Origin of the sequence: Rhodococcus sp. ACPA1, from assembly GCF_002300195.1 — a bacterium.
GTDB lineage: Bacteria > Actinomycetota > Actinomycetes > Mycobacteriales > Mycobacteriaceae > Rhodococcus_F > Rhodococcus_F opacus.
In genome coordinates this window covers 350,224-366,748 of sequence record NZ_NSDX01000001.1, presented here as the reverse complement: position 1 = coordinate 366,748, position 16,525 = coordinate 350,224, and the positions used below count along the sequence as shown (strand labels likewise).

Below are 16,525 nucleotides of genomic sequence, written 5' to 3'. Positions count from 1 at the left end.
CGCACTTTGCCACTCACCGCGTCACAGGTGCGGGCCGAGCCGGGTGGTGAGGCTGCCGCCCCGGGCGAGGGGCAGACGGGTCCGCGCCGACCGGATGCCGCCGGTGACGTCCGCGGGCCGGTCGTCCGGGTACCGCAGCTCACTCGTGACGGCCGCCGGGCCGTCCAGGACGTCGTGTGAGACGGTGCCGACGCCGAGTTCCAGCTGGTGCCGGAGCAGCGGCAGGGCGCCGAGATCGGCGTTGGTGACCCCGACCCAGCGTCCCGTCGTCTCTCCTGCCCGGCCGATCTGCACCCGCTCACGCAGCAGCAACGTGGACGACTCGGCGAGGGACACCGCTGTCTCGACGCGATGCTCCGCGCCGCCCGCGATCACCGTGGGTTCGAGCGCGCAGTCGAGTTCGGCGTCGTCCTCGACCTCCACCGACCACTGCGCCGTGGACAGCACACGACCCCGGCCGGGCAGGGCCAGGGACGCCGCGACGCTGCGCAGCGTCAGCCGGGCACCCGACAGCACCCGGACGGTGACGTCCCAGTGGTCGCCGCCGAGCGGGGTCGCCGCGGTGCCGATCACGTGGACCGTGTCGCGGCCGGTGATCCGCGCCGCCAGTCCCCCCACCGCGGAGATCCGCGGACTGCGGTCGGGGGACGCGACGATCGTCAGTTCGGTGCGCACTACTAGTGCACGTCGGCGAGGGTGCGCACCTGCTCGCGCACCCACTCCAGCGCCGGGCCGGACGACGGGTCCTCCGTCAACGAGATCAGCGCCGTGGGCCTTCCCTCGCGGACCTGCTCGGCGTCGCGCCGCATCACCCCGAGATCGGCTCCGACCATGGGGGCGAGGTCCGTCTTGTTGATCACGAGGAGATCCGAGAACGTCACGCCGGGACCACCCTTGCGGGGAACCTTGTCACCGCCCGCGACGTCGACGACGAAGATCTGCACGTCGATCAGGCCCGAGGAGAACGTCGCGGTGAGGTTGTCGCCGCCCGACTCCACCAGGATCAGATCGAGCGGCGGGTTGGCCGCGATCAGGTCGTCGATGGCGTCGAGGTTGGCGGTGATGTCGTCGCGGATGGCCGTGTGGGGGCACCCACCGGTCTGCACCGCGGCGATGCGCTCGTCCGGCAGCACGGCGTGGCGGCGCAGGAAGTCCGCGTCCTCGGTGGTGTAGATGTCGTTGGTGAGCACGGCCAGCGACAACTCCTCGCGCAGTTGCCTGCACAACGCGGCGACGAGCGCCGTCTTGCCCGATCCGACGGGCCCGCCGATCCCGATCCGGACCGGCTCCCCCGCCACCCGGACCCGCCGGGGACGGTCGTGCTGATGGTCGTGGGGTTCACCATCGATGAAATGCGGTGGCATGGTTGATCTCTCCTTACTGGGGTACAGCTGAGTGTCACGACACGAACAGGGGGCGGTCCCGCAGAACGTGCCGCTCGGCGACGACATCCATGAAGGGGTCGGACACGCTGGACAGTCCGGTCACGCACTGGCCGGCGATGTCGTCGCACAGGTCGGACAGCGCGAACGTGCACGCGGCGACCTGCGCGGGGTCGAGAGCGAGCAGACGCTGCGCGGCGATCGCGGACCCGGTCATGGTGGTGTAGACGACGACCAGCGCCGCCTCCCGGGGTCCGACCGCGGTGACCGTTCCGACCACCCCCGAGACCACGGGCAGGTGCGGACGGGTGCCGAGCGGCGACCAGTCGTGCTCGGGCCACGTGGTGCGGGCCAGGCGCAGCAGACCTCTCCCCTGCGCCCGCGACGACGACCGCGCCGCCGGGGACGGGGTTCGCGCATCCATCTCGGCGTCGGCGTGTTCGGCGGTGAGCCTGCCGGCGCACACCGCCGCGGTGATCGATCCCCCGACGAGCCCGACGGTCCGGATCCGGCGCCGCAGGAACGCCTCCATCGTGGCGACGTCGCGGACGACACCGCTCGCGACGGCCTCCTCGATGCCGCCCGAATGCACGTGACCGCCCGTGGGCAGCCTCGAATCGGCAAGGGACATCAGGTGAGCGAGGCGCATCAGAACAGGAAGTATCGCTGGGCCATCGGCAGTTCCGCCGCCGGCTGCTCTTCCCACACGTCGCCGTCGATGCGGACCGTGAACGTGTCCGGGTCCACCTCGATCCGCGGCTGCGCGTCGTTGCGGGGCATGTCGGCCTTGCCCCGCGACCGCACGTTCGCGACCGGGACGAGTCGACGGCTCAGGTCGAGCCGATCCGCCAGTCCGTCCTCGAGGGCATGCGGAGCGACGAAATGCACGGACGTGGCGGCCGCAGCCTTGGGCGCCGCCCCGAACATCGGACGCGGAAGCACCGGTTGCGGAGTCGGTATGGACGCGTTGGCATCTCCCATCGCAGCCCACGCGATCATCCCGCCCTTGATCACCGCGTGTGGCCGGACACCGAAGAACGCCGGATCCCACAGCACCAGGTCGGCGAGCTTGCCGACCTCGACCGATCCGATCTCGGCCTCCAACCCGTGCGCGACGGCGGGGCAGATCGTGTACTTCGCCACGTACCGCTGGACGCGCTGGTTGTCGGCGCCATTGTCGCCGGACAGCAAACCCCGCCGCCGTTTCATCACGTGCGCCGTCTGCCACGTGCGCAACACGACCTCGCCGATGCGTCCCATCGCCTGCGAGTCACTGCCGATCATGGAGATGGCGCCGAGGTCGTGCAGCAGATCCTCCGCCGCGATGGTGGACGGCCGGATGCGGCTCTCCGCGAACGCCAGATCCTCCGGGATCTTCGGGCTCAGGTGGTGACACACCATGAGCATGTCGAGATGCTCGTCGAGGGTGTTGACCGTGTGCGGCCGGGTCGGGTTGGTCGAACTCGGCAGGACGTTCCCGTGCGCGGCCACCGTGATGATGTCCGGCGCGTGGCCGCCCCCCGCCCCCTCCGTGTGATAGGCGTGGATAGCGCGTCCGGCGATGGCCGCGAGAGTGTCCTCGACGAAACCGGCCTCGTTCAACGTGTCCGAGTGGAGGGCCACCTGCACTCCCGCAGCGTCCGCGACGGTGAGACACGCGTCGATGGCCGCCGGAGTCGAACCCCAGTCCTCGTGCAGCTTGAACCCGGAGACGCCGCCGCGCAGCTGCTCCCACATCGACTCGGAGCTGACCGTGTTGCCCTTGCCGAGCAGCGCGATGTTCATCGGCCAGCCGTCGAGTGCCTCCAGCATCCGGGCGGTGTGCCACGAACCGGGGGTGACGGTGGTGGCCTTGCTGCCCTCGGCGGGGCCGGTGCCGCCGCCGATCATCGTCGTGATGCCGCCGCCCAGCGCCTCGTCCATGATCTGCGGGCAGATGAAGTGCACGTGACAGTCGATACCGCCTGCCGTCAGGATCTTGCCGTTCCCGGCGATGATCTCGGTGGACGGACCCACCACCAGATCGGGGTGGACCCCCGACATCGTGTCGGGATTGCCTGCCTTGCCGAGCGCGACGATGCGTCCGTCCCGAATACCGACGTCCGCCTTGATGATTCCCCAGTGGTCGACGACCACCACGCCGGTGATCACCGTGTCGGGCGCGCCCTCGACGCGGGTCGCGCGACCCTGGCCCATGGACTCGCGCAACACTTTTCCGCCACCGAACACCGCTTCGTCGCCGGCCAGTCCCGGCCCGCCGCTGCGGTCCTCGGTGATCTCGATCAGAAGGTCGGTGTCGGCGAGCCGGATGCGGTCGCCGGTCGTGGGACCGAACAACTCGGCGTAGCGTGCGCGGCTGAGTTCGGTCATGACGCGTCCAGCTTTCCGGGAGGAGTGAGGCTCAGCCCGTGCACTTCACGGGTCCCGCGCAGGGGTACGAGTGAAATCGTCTGCGCGATACCCGGTTCGAAGCGCACCGCGGTGCCGGCGGGAATGTCGAGCCGCAGCCCGTGGGCGGCGGAACGGTCGAACTGCAGGGCGTGGTTGGCCTGCGGAAAATGAACGTGGCTCCCGACCTGGACCGGACGGTCCCCGGTGTTGACCACCGCGAGTTCGGTGCGGGGAGAACCCTCGTTGAGCTCGATCACGCCCTCGGCGCACAAGACTTCACCTGGAATCACAGTCACCCCTACGCAATCGGATCGTGGACGGTGACGAGCTTGGTGCCGTCCGGGAACGTGGCCTCCACCTGCACGTCGTGCAGCATCTCCGGGACGCCTTCCATCACGTCGGACCGGGTGAGCACCTCACGACCGGACACCATCAGCTCCGCCACCGACCGGCCGTCGCGGGCCCCCTCGAGGATGTGATCCGTGATGAGGGCCACCGCCTCGGGGTGGTTCAACACGAGGCCGCGTTGCCGGCGCCTGCGCGCGAGTTCCGCGGCGTAGCTCAGGAGCAGACGCTCCTGCTCGTGGGGCGACAAGCGCATGTGTCCTCCTGCGGTCGGTGCGTCGCAATACTGCCACGAACTGCAGTGTGGCACCGCCCACGCCCGGAACGGCCGCCGTTCTCACCGCGGAAACATTCGTGACACGAACCCGTCACAGCGCCTTCCTAGCGTTCCCCCATGGCCATCTCCACTGCCGCCCATCCCCCACCCGGCGGCGACGCGTCGACGACCCGGACGCGCTCGCCCTGGTACACCAACCTGTTCGTCCAGCTCCTCGTCGGAATCGTCGGCGGCATCACCCTCGGCTGGCTGTGGCCGACGGTGGGGTCGGAGCTCAAACCGATCGGCGACACGTTCGTCAAGCTGATCAAGATGCTCATCGCGCCGTTGATCTTCACGGTGGTCGTGACGGGAATCGCCAAGGTCGGCGACGTCAAGGCCGTCGGACGGATCGGCGTGAAGGCACTGATCTACTTCACCGCCGTCACCGGGTTCGCGCTGCTCTTCGGGCTGGTGATGGGCAACATCGTCAAGCCCGGCGCCGGATTCGACATCGACCCGGCCACCCTCGCCGACGGCACCGAGCAGATCGCGGAGAAAACCGGCGGCGGTGAACTCCCCGGCGCCGTCGAGTTCCTCATGGACATCGTCCCGACCAGCGTGGTGGGCGCCTTCGCCGACAATATACTGCTGCAGGTCCTCTTCTTCGCGGTGCTCTTCGGTATCGCGCTGGCGAAGTACGGCGAGCACGGTCCCCCGCTGGTCCTCGAATTCGTCGACCACCTCAGCCACATCATCTTCATCATCATCGGCTGGATCATGCGGCTCGCCCCGATCGGCGCGTTCGGCGCGATGGCGTTCATCATCGGCCAGTACGGAATCTCCACCCTCGGGAGCTTCGCCGCGCTCATCGCGTGCTGCTACCTCGCCGGAGCACTGTTCGTCCTCGTCCTCGCACTCATTGCGAAGTTCGCCGTGGGACTGAACATCTTCACGTTCATCCGCTACACCAAGGAGGAGTTCGGTCTCGCGCTGGGAACCGCCTCGTCCGAGGCAGTTCTTCCCCGCATCATGACCAAGCTCGTCGGCGCCGGGAACTCGCAGGCCGCCACCGGCCTCGTGGTTCCGACCGGATACTCGTTCAACCTCGACGGGGCCGCGATCTATCTGTCCATCTCGACCCTGTTCCTCGCCCAGGCCACCGGCCACGACCTGTCCGTCGCCGACCAGCTCGGCGCGCTGTTCATCCTGCTCCTCACGTCGAAAGGCATGGCGGGCGTACCCGGGTCGTCGTTCCTCGCGCTGTCGGCGACCGCGACCGCGCTCGGGATCTTCCCCGTCGCGGCGGTCGCGGTGTTGCTCGGTGCCGACCGGATCATGGACTCGATGCGTGTGTTCGTGAACCTCCTCGGCAACTGTGTCGCCACGTTCGTCGTCTCGAACTGGGAAGGCCAGCTGGACAAGCAGAAGATGCAGGACGCCGTCCACGGAAGGCTCGGCCCCGGCGGCGCGGATCCCGTCGAGCAGCCGCCGGTCGTGGCCGAGTACGAGTCGCGTCAGTAGCCGGCGGGGATGCCGAACACCCTGATCGCATCGCGGTACATGCCGAGCTGCTGGTCCTTGGTCAGGGGCATCACTTCGGCGATCAGCTGACCGGCGCTGGTGATCGCGCTCATCGCCCCGACCACCGGCAGTCCGGCGACGTTGAAATCGACCGTTGCCCTGCGGATGTGGTTGGCCGACGTCACGATGATCGCGCCGCCCGCACCGAGCGAGCGGGCCAGCGGAACCGAGTTGAGCGCGTTGCCCACCGTCGATCCGGCACGATGCTCGGGGTGGATGCGTTGCGCCGGGACACCGTGCGACTGCAACCACCCCTGCATCGCGGCCGCCTCGGTGATGCCGTTCTGAGGGTTGCCGCCGGTGACGATGATCGGCGACATCGGCGAGGCCCACGACTGGACGAGCGCGGCCTGAAGACGGTTGATCAATTCCGGTCGCATCGCGCCGTCGGGGAGCAGTCCGAAACCGAGGACGACGATCGCGGTGGACGGACCCTGGATGGCCGGAAGTGGGTTCGGTGGCGTGAACGACGCAATTCTGATCGCGTTCAGCATCCCGTCGACGCCGGCGCGCATCCCACCGTCCATCGCGCCGAGCCGCGCGAGCGCGGTCTCCCGGGTGATCAGGTCGCCTGCGGCGTCGGCGTAGATGGCCTGCAACGCCAGCGCATTGGTGTCGCCGGGTTCTCCGGCGACGGCGCCACCGATGTCCGCGAGGGCGCCACGGGTGTCACCTGCGGCGAATCTGCCCTGCGCGCTGTTGAAGAGGTCGGCGGCCGAGGCGGACGCCGTCGCGGTGGTCGAGACCGCCAGAGCCAGGCAGAAGGCGGCGGTCATGACGGTGGCAAGCAGCGCCCTGACTGCTGAAGAAATGGGCCGAACACGAAACTGCGTCACGCTGAGACCTTTCCGTCGGATTTTCACGAAGTACACATGCGATGGTCCGTGGAGCGTCGGCGCCAGTGTAGTGACACTCGTGGGGCTGGTGGGAAAATCGTTACTTACCGTTACCCGCCGTCGATAGAGGACAGAAGATGTCCTCTATCGATGGCATCCTGAGATGCATGCGGGAAACTTCGGCACGACTCCTCAGGCTGCTGTCCCTGCTCCAGACCCGAAAGGACTGGTCCGGGGCAGAACTCGCCGACCGACTCGGCATCACCCCACGCACGGTCCGGCGAGACGTCGAGAAACTCCGCGACCTCGGGTACCCCGTCGACGCGACGGTCGGGGTGGGCGGTGGCTACCAGCTCGGCGCGGGCGCGGAAATGCCGCCCCTGCTGCTCGACGACGAAGAAGTCCTGGCCGTCGCGCTCGGCCTGCAATCCGGCGCGACCGGCTCCGTGGTCGGCATCGGGGAGGCGTCGATGCGAGCGCTCACCAAGCTCCGGCAGGTGATGCCGTCCCGACTGCGACACCGCCTCGAGGCGCTGCAGGTCGACGTGGTCCACCGCGAGCCCGCGAAGAGCGCCGTCGACGCGCAGGTCCTGTCTGCCGTCGCCTCGGTGTGCCACAACCACGAACGACTCCGATTCGACTACAGCACCCACGACGGCACCGAGAGCCGCCGTGAAGTGGAGCCGTACCGGCTCGTCCGCGCCGGGCTGCGCTGGTACCTCGTCGCCTGGGACCTCACCCGCGCGGACTGGCGGTCGTTCCGGGTCGACCGCCTGACACCGAAGATCCCGACGGGACCGCGGTTCGTGCCCCGCGACCTGCCGCCCGGCGGCGCTGCCGAATTCGTTGCACGCGGAATCAACCGGGCCGTCACCCGGATCCGCGCACGGGTGCTGCTGCACGCGTCGATCGACGAGATCGCGACCCTGGTGCACGAAGACTGGGGAACTCTCGAAGAAATGCCCGACGGACGATGCGCGGTGGCGCTCGGCGGCGACTCCGTCCCGTCGATAGCCAACTGGCTCAGCGCATTCGGCGTCGACTTCACCGTCCTCGACCCTCCTGAGCTGCGCGAAGAGTGCCGACGGGTGGGTGAGCGTCACCGCCTCTTCGCCGACCGCTACGGTAACGCCTGACCGAGACGCCGTTCAGCCGTCACCGCGGACCGAAAATCCGTGGGAACCGAACGGTCCTGCGCGGCGTCCAACCAGGTGACGACAGAAAGGTCGGGTTAGTCGGGGATGCAGCACACGATTGTCGAGGAGGGGCGCGCGCGGGCGCCTGCGGGGACGGGAGCAGTCGGGAAGGTGCTCGTCGGGGGCCATCTGGCGCTCGGGGGCGCGACGGTGGTGATCATGGCGTTCTCGTTGGCGTTCGTGTGCACCCTCGACAACGGAACCCAGCCGTGGACGTGGCCGAGCAGGTATTCGACGGCCTGGTTCGTCGCCACGACCATCCTCGCCACCACGCTGTGGGCGCTCTTCGTCACGGGTGTGGTGATCTTCTCGTCGAGGCCTCGGCGGGCGCTCGGCACGGCCACATTCTTCGTCGCTGCTGCACTCGGAGCCGCTGCGGTGATCGGGCTGTTCGGTCCGTCGGAGAATTCCGCGCTGCAACTCTGGCTGGTCTGCGCCATGAATCTCGGGTATCAGGCCGCTCACCTGCGGTCGGCGTAGCCGGTCGGAAACGAGTCAAGGCCCCACTCTGACGAGTGGGGCCTTGCTCGAACGTCATGTCCCGGCGAACCGGGAAGTCATGGCCGTTCTCAGATCAGGGTGACGCCGGTGGCCTGCGGGCCCTTGTTGCCCTGGCCGATCTCGAACGAAACGCGCTGATTCTCCTCGAGCGTGCGGAAGCCGCCGCTCTGGATCTCCGAGTAATGGACGAACACGTCAGCGCTGCCATCCTCGGGGGCGATGAAGCCGAACCCCTTCTCGGAGTTGAACCACTTCACGATGCCCTCTGCCATGTAAATCTCCTCTAACACAGTAACTTCTTCAAGCAACCGGCTCGGTTACCTGGGTCATTGAACACGACCGTCTATGACAATTCCTGTGGAGGACGTCCAAACGCTCGCAACCATCGATTTGCGAGCGTGGGAAACACAAACACAAAACTTACGACCTCCAATAGTGAACCACACATCCGGTCGGTTGTCTCCCCCGGGCCGAAGTCGCGCAGGTCAGGGGATGAAATTGGCGTACACACCGGGCGCAACGGGTGCCACGATCCCGTCCGGCGCCCACGGCGCACCCTGACCGGGAAGGATGGTTACGCTCCCCGTCACCGACACCACGACGGTCCCGCTGCCGGTGGGCACGATGCGCTCGTCGTAGAAGCCGGCGAACTGCGGAAAGTCCTTGCTCACCCGGTACGACCCCGAGGCCCCGGTATTCACATTGACCCAGCCGACCAGGAGTTCACCGTGCACGCCGGTCAGCCCCGCGTAGGCATTCGAGCGAACGAGCGCCGACCCCGGTCGTCCCGGAACCGGCCACGCCTGACCCTGCACCGTCGAGAACGGCGGGATGCCGATGACCGTGGGATTCCCCCTGTGAGTGCTTATTAACGTCCCGCGGTTGACAAGTACTCACGGCTGGGTGGCGGCGAGACGCACGAAGGCCGCGGCGTCGAGGGTCTCGCCGCGGGAGGACGGTGCGATGCCGGCCTCGCGCAGTCGTCGCTCCGCCTCCGCGGGTGAACCGGCCCAACCGCCGAGCGCGGCCCGTAAAGTCTTGCGGCGCTGAGCGAAAGCCGCATCGATGACGGCGAACACGCGGCGGCGGTGTTCGTCGTCGACGGGCCACGGCGGTTCGGCGTACCGGTCGATGCGCACCAGACCCGACTCGACCTTCGGAACGGGCCAGAACACCGCGCGCCCGACGGCGCCCGCACGTCGGACGGCGCCGAAGAAATTGGCCTTCACACTCGGCACACCGTAGATCTTGCTGCCCGGCGACGCCGCCAGCCGGTCGGCGACCTCGGCCTGCACCATCACCAGAGCGGTTCGGAGACTGGGCAATTCGGAGAACAGATGCAGCAGCACGGGCACCGCCACGTTGTACGGCAGATTCGCAACGAGAGCCGTGGGCTCACCGGGGATCTCGGACGGCTTGACCCGCATCGCGTCCGCGCCGACCACCGTCAGCCGGTCCGCGAGTTCCGGTGCCCGGTCGGCCACCGTGACCGGCAGTCGTGCCGCGAGGTTGGGGTCGATCTCGACGGCGACCACCTTGTCGACGACGTCGAGCAGCGCCAACGTCAGCGAACCGAGCCCGGGACCGACCTCGAGCACCGTGTCCTCGCGTCCCACGCCCGCGGTCGCGACGATGCGGCGCACCGTGTTGGCGTCGTGCACGAAGTTCTGCCCCAGCTGCTTGGTGGGGCGCACGCCGAACTCCTCGGCTAACGCGCGCACCTCGGCGGGGCCGAGCAGTGCGGCCTGACCTCGAGCGACGGGGGGTACTTCGGCTTCGGACACCAGGCGAACTTTAACGCACGCCGAGCCTGCCCGAGCACGACGGCCACGCTCCCCAGCCCTGCGTCTTCTGCGTCTTCGACGCGACGGCGATCTGCTCCTCACGGGTGGCGAGGTCGGCGCGCGGCGCGTACTTGAGTCCGCCCTGACGCTCCCACGTGTTCTGGTCGAACTGGACGCCGCCGAAGAATCCGTTACCGGTGTTGATGGCCCAGTTGCCGGTGGCCTCGCACTGCGCGAGTGCGTCCCACACCGAACCGTTCTCGACGGGCGGCACCTCGGTGCCCGGCTTCGCGCCGACACGGATCACCTTCGGCTGAGCCGGCGTCGTGACCGTCGCGGACACCTGGTTGCGTCCGACTTCCTTGCCGTTGACGGTGTTGACCGCGAACGTGACGTCCTGGACGCCGGGCAGTCCCGGATTCTCGACCACGGTGCGGCTCTTGTTCATCGTCGGGTCCTCGATGCGCTGCTCCTCCGGAGCCAGCGGCAACGTCTCGACCTTCGTCTCGGTGCGGTCGCGCGTGACGGTCACGTCCATGCCCTCGGTCAACGGAGTGTCCGCAGCCGGGACGACGGTGTCGGCCTGCTCGAGCGGTGCGCCGTGCGCGGCGAGGAACTCCCCGACCGTCGGCGCGGCAATGCGCACGTCGGTGACCGGCAGCGCGCCGTCGGCGAGCTCGACGACGAGCGGATTGAGCACGTCGAGGGCCGCACCGTCGAGCGGAAGTCGCTGCGAACGGGACGCGGACACGTGCACGTCCTCGCCGAGTTCGAACTGCTTCAGCGCGTCCTCGACGGTGAGCGCGGTGGTCCACACCGTCTTGGGCTGACCGTCCACCGTCAGCGACACCTCACGCGCGCGGCGCAGCACCACGGTGTCCCCGTCGGACAGGGTCGCGTCGCGCTCCGGTGCCACGACGTCGCGGTCGGTGATCGAGTACCCGGCGTCGGACAGGGCGGCGTCGACGCTCGTGGTCATGGTGCTGAGCGAGATCTTCTCGCCGTCCACGTCGAGTGTGACGTTCTTGTGCCGGACCACGGCCATCACTCCGCCTGCGATCAGTGTGGCGAGAAGCAGGGCCACCACGGTGTAGAGCAGCGGCGAGCGAGCCGAGTTGATCTTCGCGAAGGGCGACATCGTGTTCCTTTACTTCAGACCGTCAGCGGAGTCCGAGCTTGCTGGTGCAGGCGGGCCATGCGCCCCAGCCCTGTGCCGCCTGGACCTTCTCGGCGACGGAGATCTGCTGTTCGCGGGATGCGAGGTCGGCGCGGGCGGCGTACTGGCTTCCGCCGAACGCCTCCCAGGTGCTCTGGGTGAACTGCAGTCCGCCGAAGAACCCGTTGCCGGTGTTGATGGCCCAGTTGCCGGTGGCCTCGCAGTGCGCGATCGAATCCCAGGTGGAGGCGTTGGAGATGGCGAGTTCCTTCACGCCGACCTTGACCAGTGCCGGCGCGGGCTCGCGGAGCACCTGCGAGCTGAGTTCCTGGCGTCCGGCCTCGACCCCGTTGACCGTCTTCACGGATGCGGTGACGGTGCGCTCGCCGGGGACTCCGGGGTTCTCGACGACGGTCTTGCCCTTGTCCAGCGCGGGATCCTCGACGCGGTTCTCGGGCGGTGCGATGGGCAGCGTCTCGGTGCGCGTCTCGGTGCGGTCGCGGGTGACGTGGATCTCGGCGCCTTCGACGACGGGGGCGTCGGCGGGCGGAACGACGGTGTCGGCCTGCTCGAGCGGCGCGCCGTTGGCCGCGAGGAGCGCACCGACGGTGGGGGCTGCCAGTCGGACGTCCGTGAGCGGTGCGCCACCGTCGGCGACCTTGACGAGCTTGGCGTTGACGACCTCGAGCGCGGTGCCCTCGAGCGGCAGGCGCTCGGAGCGGGACGCCGAGACGTGGACGTCGTCGGCGAGTTCGAACTGCTTCAGCGCGTCGTCGACGGTGAGAGCGGTGGTCCACACGGTCTTCGGCTGCCCGTCGACCGTCAGGTCGATCTCGCGGGCACGCCGCAACACCACGGTGTCGCCGTCGGAGAGCGACGCGTCGGCAGCGGGGGCGACCGCGTCACGCTCGCTGACGGCGTACCCGGCGTCGTCGAGCGCGCCGCCGACGTCGGAGGCCATCGTGCCGAGCGAGATGGTCTCGCCGTCGACGTCGAGCGTGACGGTCTTGTGCCGCGCCACTGCCAGCGCACCGCCCACGACGAGCGTCGCGAGCAGTGCCGCGACGACTACGTAGAGAAGGGGCGATTTGGCGTTGTTGATTCTGGCTAAAGGCGACACATGAAATCCCAAGGCTGGCGAAGGTTTGATCACGGTACGGTAACGAATCGGCGATGGTCTGGCAACTTTGCCGCTACGACCTGCGTGTGAGATCACGAAAAGGTTGAGATCGGGGACAGTTTTCGCTTCACCGCGAAGGATCGCTTCTGGTCCGGACCACGTGCAAAACGCAGTATCTTGCGACATGCACCAAGAAGCCCGGAAGCGACCGGGCACTACTGACTGAGAAAGCTGGGGTTCCGTGCGCAGCAGATCCGATCGACTTCTGAGACTCGTCAGACGTCCGAGAGTGCCCGCGGTGATCGCCGCGCTGACGCTGCTCGTCACACTCGTCGCGCCCGGCCTCGCCGGCGCACAAGAGCCCGCACCGGGCAACAACTACACCATCGCCACCGACATCACGTTCGCCCCGTTCGAGTTCCAGGACGAGAGCGGCAAGCTCGTCGGAATCGACATGGACCTCCTCGCCGCCATCGCCGAGGACCAGGGGTTCACCTACCAGGTCAACCCCGTCGGATTCGACGCCGCACTCCAGGCGGTCACGGGCGGTCAGGCCAACGGCATGATCGCCGGCATGTCGATCACCGACGCCCGCAAGGCGACGTTCGACTTCTCCGATCCGTACTTCGAGTCGGGCGTGCAGATGGGCGTGCTCGAGAGCAACGACTCGATCACCTCGTACGAGGACCTGCGCGGCAAGTCCGTCGCGGTCAAGAACGGCACCGAGGGCGCCACGTACGCGGAGTCCATCAAGGACCAGTACGGCTTCACCACCAAGTACTTCGCCGACTCGTCGAGCATGTTCGACGAGGTCCGCACGGGTAACTCGGCGGCCGTGTTCGAGGACTACCCCGTCCTGGCCTACGGCATCAAGCAGGGCAACGGGTTCAAGACGGTCACCGACAAGGTCCCCGGCGCCAGCTACGGGTTCGCCGTCGCGAAGGGCCAGAACGCGCAGCTCCTGCAAGAGTTCAACACCGGGCTCGCCAACCTGAAGGCCAGCGGCCAGTACGACGAGATCCTCGACACCTATCTCAACTCCGACGCCTCCGACGACGACAACTCGATCCTGGGCCTGATCAAGAGCACCTACCCGCTGCTGCTCGAGGGCCTGTGGCTCACGATCGTCCTGACCGTGGTCTCGATCGCCATCGCGCTCGTCCTCGGCGCGATCTTCGGCCTGTTCCGGGTGTCGACCAACATCGTCCTGCGCGGCATCGGCACCACCTATGTCGACGTGTTCCGCGGCACCCCGCTGCTGGTGCAGGCCTTCTTCATCTACTTCGGCATCCCGGCGGCACTGGACTTCCAGATGTCGGCGTTCACGGCGGGCATCATCACGCTGAGCCTCAACGCCGGCGCGTACATGGCCGAGATCGTGCGCGGCGGCATCCTGTCCGTCGACAAGGGCCAGATGGAAGCGTCCCGGAGCCTCGGCATCAGCTACCTGAAGTCGATGCAGAAGGTCGTGATGCCGCAGGCCGTGCGGACGATGATCCCCTCGTACATCAACCAGTTCGTGATCACGCTGAAGGACACGTCGATCCTGTCCGTGATCGGGCTCGCCGAGCTCACTCAGACCGGGCGGATCATCATCGCCCGCAACTTCCAGTCCTTCAACATGTGGCTGATCATCGGCGTGATGTATTTCATCATCATCATGGCGTTGACGAAGCTGTCGAACCGGCTCGAGAAGAGGATCAACAAGTGACCGAGACACCGGTGACAGAGAACAAGGCCGAGACCGCCGACCCGAAGATCCGGGTGAAGGGTCTGAAGAAGTCGTTCGGCGACAACGAGGTCCTCAAGGGCATCGACGTCGACATCGCGAGCGGTGAAGTGGTCTGCGTGATCGGACCGTCGGGCTCCGGCAAGAGCACGTTCCTGCGCTGCCTCAACCGGCTCGAGGACATCACCGGCGGCAAGGTCGTGGTCGACGGGTTCGACGTGAGCGACAAGAAGATCGACATCGACCGGGTGCGTCAGCACATCGGTATGGTCTTCCAGCACTTCAACCTGTTCCCGCACATGACGGCGATCGAGAACGTGATGCTCGCGCCCGTGCAGACCAAGCGCGCCTCCAAGGACGAGGCGCGGGCGACGGCGGTCCGGCTGCTCGAGCAGGTCGGGTTGGCGGAGAAGGCGGACGCGAAGCCGGCGAACCTGTCCGGTGGGCAGAAGCAGCGCGTCGCGATCGCGCGGGCCCTGGCGATGAACCCGGACATCATGCTGTTCGACGAGGCCACCAGCGCGCTGGACCCCGAGATGGTGGGCGAGGTGCTGCAGGTTCTGCGCGACCTCGCGAAGGGCGGCATGACGATGGTCGTGGTCACACACGAGATGGGCTTCGCCCGCGAGGTCTCCGACCGGGTGATCTTCATGGCGGACGGTTACGTGGTGGAGGAGGGAACTCCGGAGCAGATCTTCGGCGACCCGCAGCAGTCCCGTACCCAGGACTTCCTGAACAAGGTCCTCTGACATGTGAGTGGCGAAGCGTGCCGGGGGACGCTTCGCCACTCACATGCGGTCAGACGGCGGCGCGTTCCTTCGCCGCCCACGGCACCTTGTCGCCGAGCAGTCCGTCGACACCGAACCGGCCCGATCCGACGACGGCGAGCAGCAGCGAGCCGACGCCGAGCGCCAGCACCAGCTCGTAGCCGCCCTCGCTCGCGAAGATTCCCTTGTCGACGTGCACGAGGAAGAAGGCGCCGACCATGTCGAGGAAGAGCAGGATGCCGAAGATCGGGACGGCCGCTCCGATGATGAGTGCGATTCCGCCGATCAGCTCGATCCACGTCGCGAGGAAGGCCGAGATCCCGGGAACCGGAACTCCCATTGCCTCGAAGCCGGCGGTCGTGGCGTCGAGTCCGTTGGTGAAGGCCTTCTGCCAGCCGTGGGCGAGGAAGATGATGCCGATGCCCACGCGGGCGACGAGGATTCCCAGGCTTCGAACTGCGGGGTTGTTCATGGATGTGCCTTTCATCGAGGTGTCCCCGCGCGACCGGGACGACCAGTGGTTGAACAGGCAACGATCCTAAAGTGGTTAAGTTGAAACTTCAACTTAGGGCCTTCGGCCCTGTGCGCGCTCGACGAGTCCAGGGACTCGCTAACCACTCACGGGCCGGAGGCCGTACACGCGCTCGGCGGTCGCGGTGGACGCCTTCGCCAGGTCGTCCGGATCCTCGCCACGGATCTCGGCGAGCGCCCGGACCGTGTACGGCAGGCAGTACGGCTCGTTCGGGGCGCCCCGGAACGGGTGCGGGGTGAGGAACGGCGCATCCGTCTCGACGATCAGCTGATCCGACGGCACCAGTGGGGCCGCTTCCCGCAATGCCTTCGCGTTCTTGAAACTGACGGTACCGGAGAAGCTGAGGACGTAACCGGCGTCGACGCACTCGCGCGCCATCTCGGCGCCCGAGGAGAAGCAGTGGAAGATCACCGTCTCCGGCGCACCCTCCTCGCGCAGCACCTGCAGCAGCGCCTGGTCGGCCTCCCGATTGTGGATCATCAGCGTCTTGCCGAGCCGCTTCGCGAGGTCGATGTGCCAGCGGAAGCCCTCCGTCTGCTCGGGGACCGTGGCGCAGCCGTCGAGTTTCCCGGGCCAGTAGAAGTCGAGTCCCGTCTCCCCCACCGCGACCACCCGGGGATCGCCGGCGAGTCGCTCGATCTCCGCCCTGGTCACGTCGTCGAGCACGTTCGCCCTCGTCGGGTGGATGGCCACGGCCGCATAGACACGGGGATCCCAGTGGGCCGCGTCGACGGCGAACTGCGCGGCCGCCAGGTCGTCGGCCACCGTGACCACCCGCTCCACCCCCACCGCGGCGGCCCGGTCGACGATCGCCGTGACGCTCGCGGCGTCCGAGGCGCCACACGCATCGAGGTGGGTGTGCGAATCGACGAGCGGGAACAGCGGCGCAGGGGCTTCCGGGGCGGGACGGTCTTTGCTCATGCGGACATTGTCGACGCCGCCGCCG

At 67.7% G+C, this 16,525-nt stretch carries 19 protein-coding genes; 5 read left to right on the top strand and 14 right to left on the bottom strand.

All coding sequences use genetic code 11. The features are described from left to right. Positions 1-21 precede the first annotated feature (21 nt). From CJ177_RS01600 to CJ177_RS01575, 6 genes are read right to left on the bottom strand one after another with little or no spacing between them, the layout of a single operon-like run. On the bottom strand, positions 22-675 hold the full coding sequence (locus tag CJ177_RS01600) for an urease accessory protein UreD (protein ID WP_095867153.1): 654 nt from the start codon (positions 673-675) through the stop codon (positions 22-24). 2 nt (positions 676-677) lie between these two features. Then, a complete protein-coding gene (ureG, locus tag CJ177_RS01595) occupies positions 678-1,364 on the bottom strand; it encodes an urease accessory protein UreG (RefSeq protein WP_005238748.1) in 687 nt (228 codons plus the stop codon). 34 nt (positions 1,365-1,398) lie between these two features. Further along, positions 1,399-2,031 carry an urease accessory protein UreF gene (locus CJ177_RS01590; RefSeq protein WP_005238747.1) on the bottom strand — a complete coding sequence of 211 codons (633 nt, stop codon included), beginning with the start codon at positions 2,029-2,031 and terminating at the stop codon, positions 1,399-1,401. Further along, positions 2,031-3,752 carry an urease subunit alpha gene (locus tag CJ177_RS01585; protein ID WP_095867152.1) on the bottom strand — a complete coding sequence of 574 codons (1,722 nt, stop codon included), beginning with the start codon at positions 3,750-3,752 and terminating at the stop codon, positions 2,031-2,033. Before CJ177_RS01585 ends, CJ177_RS01590 begins: the two co-directional genes overlap by 1 nt. Continuing rightward, positions 3,749-4,063, bottom strand: coding sequence for an urease subunit beta (locus tag CJ177_RS01580; RefSeq protein WP_005238745.1), 315 nt, complete (start codon positions 4,061-4,063; stop codon positions 3,749-3,751). Before CJ177_RS01580 ends, CJ177_RS01585 begins: the two co-directional genes overlap by 4 nt. An 8-nt stretch (positions 4,064-4,071) precedes the next feature. Further along, positions 4,072-4,374: an urease subunit gamma gene (locus CJ177_RS01575; RefSeq protein WP_005238744.1), complete on the bottom strand. Its 303-nt coding sequence runs from the start codon at positions 4,372-4,374 to the stop codon at positions 4,072-4,074. A gap of 138 nt (positions 4,375-4,512) precedes the next feature. On the opposite strand from CJ177_RS01575, the gene CJ177_RS01570 reads away from it, so the two are divergent. Then, on the top strand, positions 4,513-5,898 hold the full coding sequence (locus CJ177_RS01570) for a C4-dicarboxylate transporter DctA (protein ID WP_005238743.1): 1,386 nt from the start codon (positions 4,513-4,515) through the stop codon (positions 5,896-5,898). Here the strand turns inward: CJ177_RS01570 and CJ177_RS01565 are convergent. Next, positions 5,892-6,734, bottom strand: a complete 843-nt coding sequence (locus CJ177_RS01565; protein WP_061700352.1) for a YdcF family protein — start codon at positions 6,732-6,734, stop codon at positions 5,892-5,894. The two genes, CJ177_RS01570 and CJ177_RS01565, sit on opposite strands and share 7 nt — an antisense overlap. 227 nt (positions 6,735-6,961) lie before the next feature. On the opposite strand from CJ177_RS01565, the gene CJ177_RS01560 reads away from it, so the two are divergent. Together CJ177_RS01560 and CJ177_RS01555 are read left to right on the top strand one after the other, a co-directional pair. Beyond that, positions 6,962-7,930 (top strand): YafY family protein, encoded by a 969-nt coding sequence (locus CJ177_RS01560; RefSeq protein WP_025432118.1) that lies wholly within the window; start codon positions 6,962-6,964, stop codon positions 7,928-7,930. Between the two features lie 105 nt (positions 7,931-8,035). Continuing rightward, positions 8,036-8,470 (top strand): hypothetical protein, encoded by a 435-nt coding sequence (locus CJ177_RS01555; RefSeq protein ID WP_005238740.1) that lies wholly within the window; start codon positions 8,036-8,038, stop codon positions 8,468-8,470. Between the two features lie 89 nt (positions 8,471-8,559). Here CJ177_RS01555 and CJ177_RS01550 read toward each other — a convergent pair whose 3' ends face one another. From CJ177_RS01550 to CJ177_RS01530, 5 genes are all read right to left on the bottom strand, one after another. Continuing rightward, positions 8,560-8,763: a cold-shock protein gene (locus tag CJ177_RS01550; protein ID WP_005255446.1), complete on the bottom strand. Its 204-nt coding sequence runs from the start codon at positions 8,761-8,763 to the stop codon at positions 8,560-8,562. Positions 8,764-8,976: 213 nt separating this feature from the next. Then, the gene (locus CJ177_RS01545; RefSeq protein WP_005238738.1) at positions 8,977-9,306 is read right to left on the bottom strand and encodes a hypothetical protein; all 330 of its coding nucleotides are present in this window, start codon (positions 9,304-9,306) and stop codon (positions 8,977-8,979) included. Between the two features lie 78 nt (positions 9,307-9,384). Beyond that, complete coding sequence (gene rsmA / locus CJ177_RS01540) at positions 9,385-10,275, bottom strand: 16S rRNA (adenine(1518)-N(6)/adenine(1519)-N(6))-dimethyltransferase RsmA (RefSeq protein WP_061042733.1); 891 nt, start codon at positions 10,273-10,275, stop codon at positions 9,385-9,387. A 10-nt stretch (positions 10,276-10,285) separates the two neighbouring features. Further along, positions 10,286-11,413 (bottom strand): resuscitation-promoting factor, encoded by a 1,128-nt coding sequence (locus tag CJ177_RS01535; RefSeq protein ID WP_005238736.1) that lies wholly within the window; start codon positions 11,411-11,413, stop codon positions 10,286-10,288. A 22-nt stretch (positions 11,414-11,435) separates the two neighbouring features. Continuing rightward, positions 11,436-12,551, bottom strand: a complete 1,116-nt coding sequence (locus CJ177_RS01530) for a resuscitation-promoting factor (RefSeq protein WP_005238735.1) — start codon at positions 12,549-12,551, stop codon at positions 11,436-11,438. Between the two features lie 241 nt (positions 12,552-12,792). Between CJ177_RS01530 and CJ177_RS01525 the strand changes: the two genes are divergently transcribed. Continuing rightward, positions 12,793-14,262, top strand: a complete 1,470-nt coding sequence (locus CJ177_RS01525) for an amino acid ABC transporter substrate-binding protein/permease (RefSeq protein ID WP_373418917.1) — start codon at positions 12,793-12,795, stop codon at positions 14,260-14,262. Next, entirely contained in the window at positions 14,259-15,029 is a 771-nt protein-coding gene (locus CJ177_RS01520) for an amino acid ABC transporter ATP-binding protein (RefSeq protein WP_025432117.1), read from the top strand. Before CJ177_RS01525 ends, CJ177_RS01520 begins: the two co-directional genes overlap by 4 nt. Before the next feature lie 49 nt (positions 15,030-15,078). Here the strand turns inward: CJ177_RS01520 and CJ177_RS01515 are convergent, their stop codons facing one another. After that, complete coding sequence (locus tag CJ177_RS01515; RefSeq protein ID WP_025432116.1) at positions 15,079-15,519, bottom strand: DoxX family protein; 441 nt, start codon at positions 15,517-15,519, stop codon at positions 15,079-15,081. Between the two features lie 138 nt (positions 15,520-15,657). Next, complete coding sequence (locus CJ177_RS01510; RefSeq protein WP_005238731.1) at positions 15,658-16,500, bottom strand: TatD family hydrolase; 843 nt, start codon at positions 16,498-16,500, stop codon at positions 15,658-15,660. Positions 16,501-16,525: the final 25 nt, after the last annotated feature.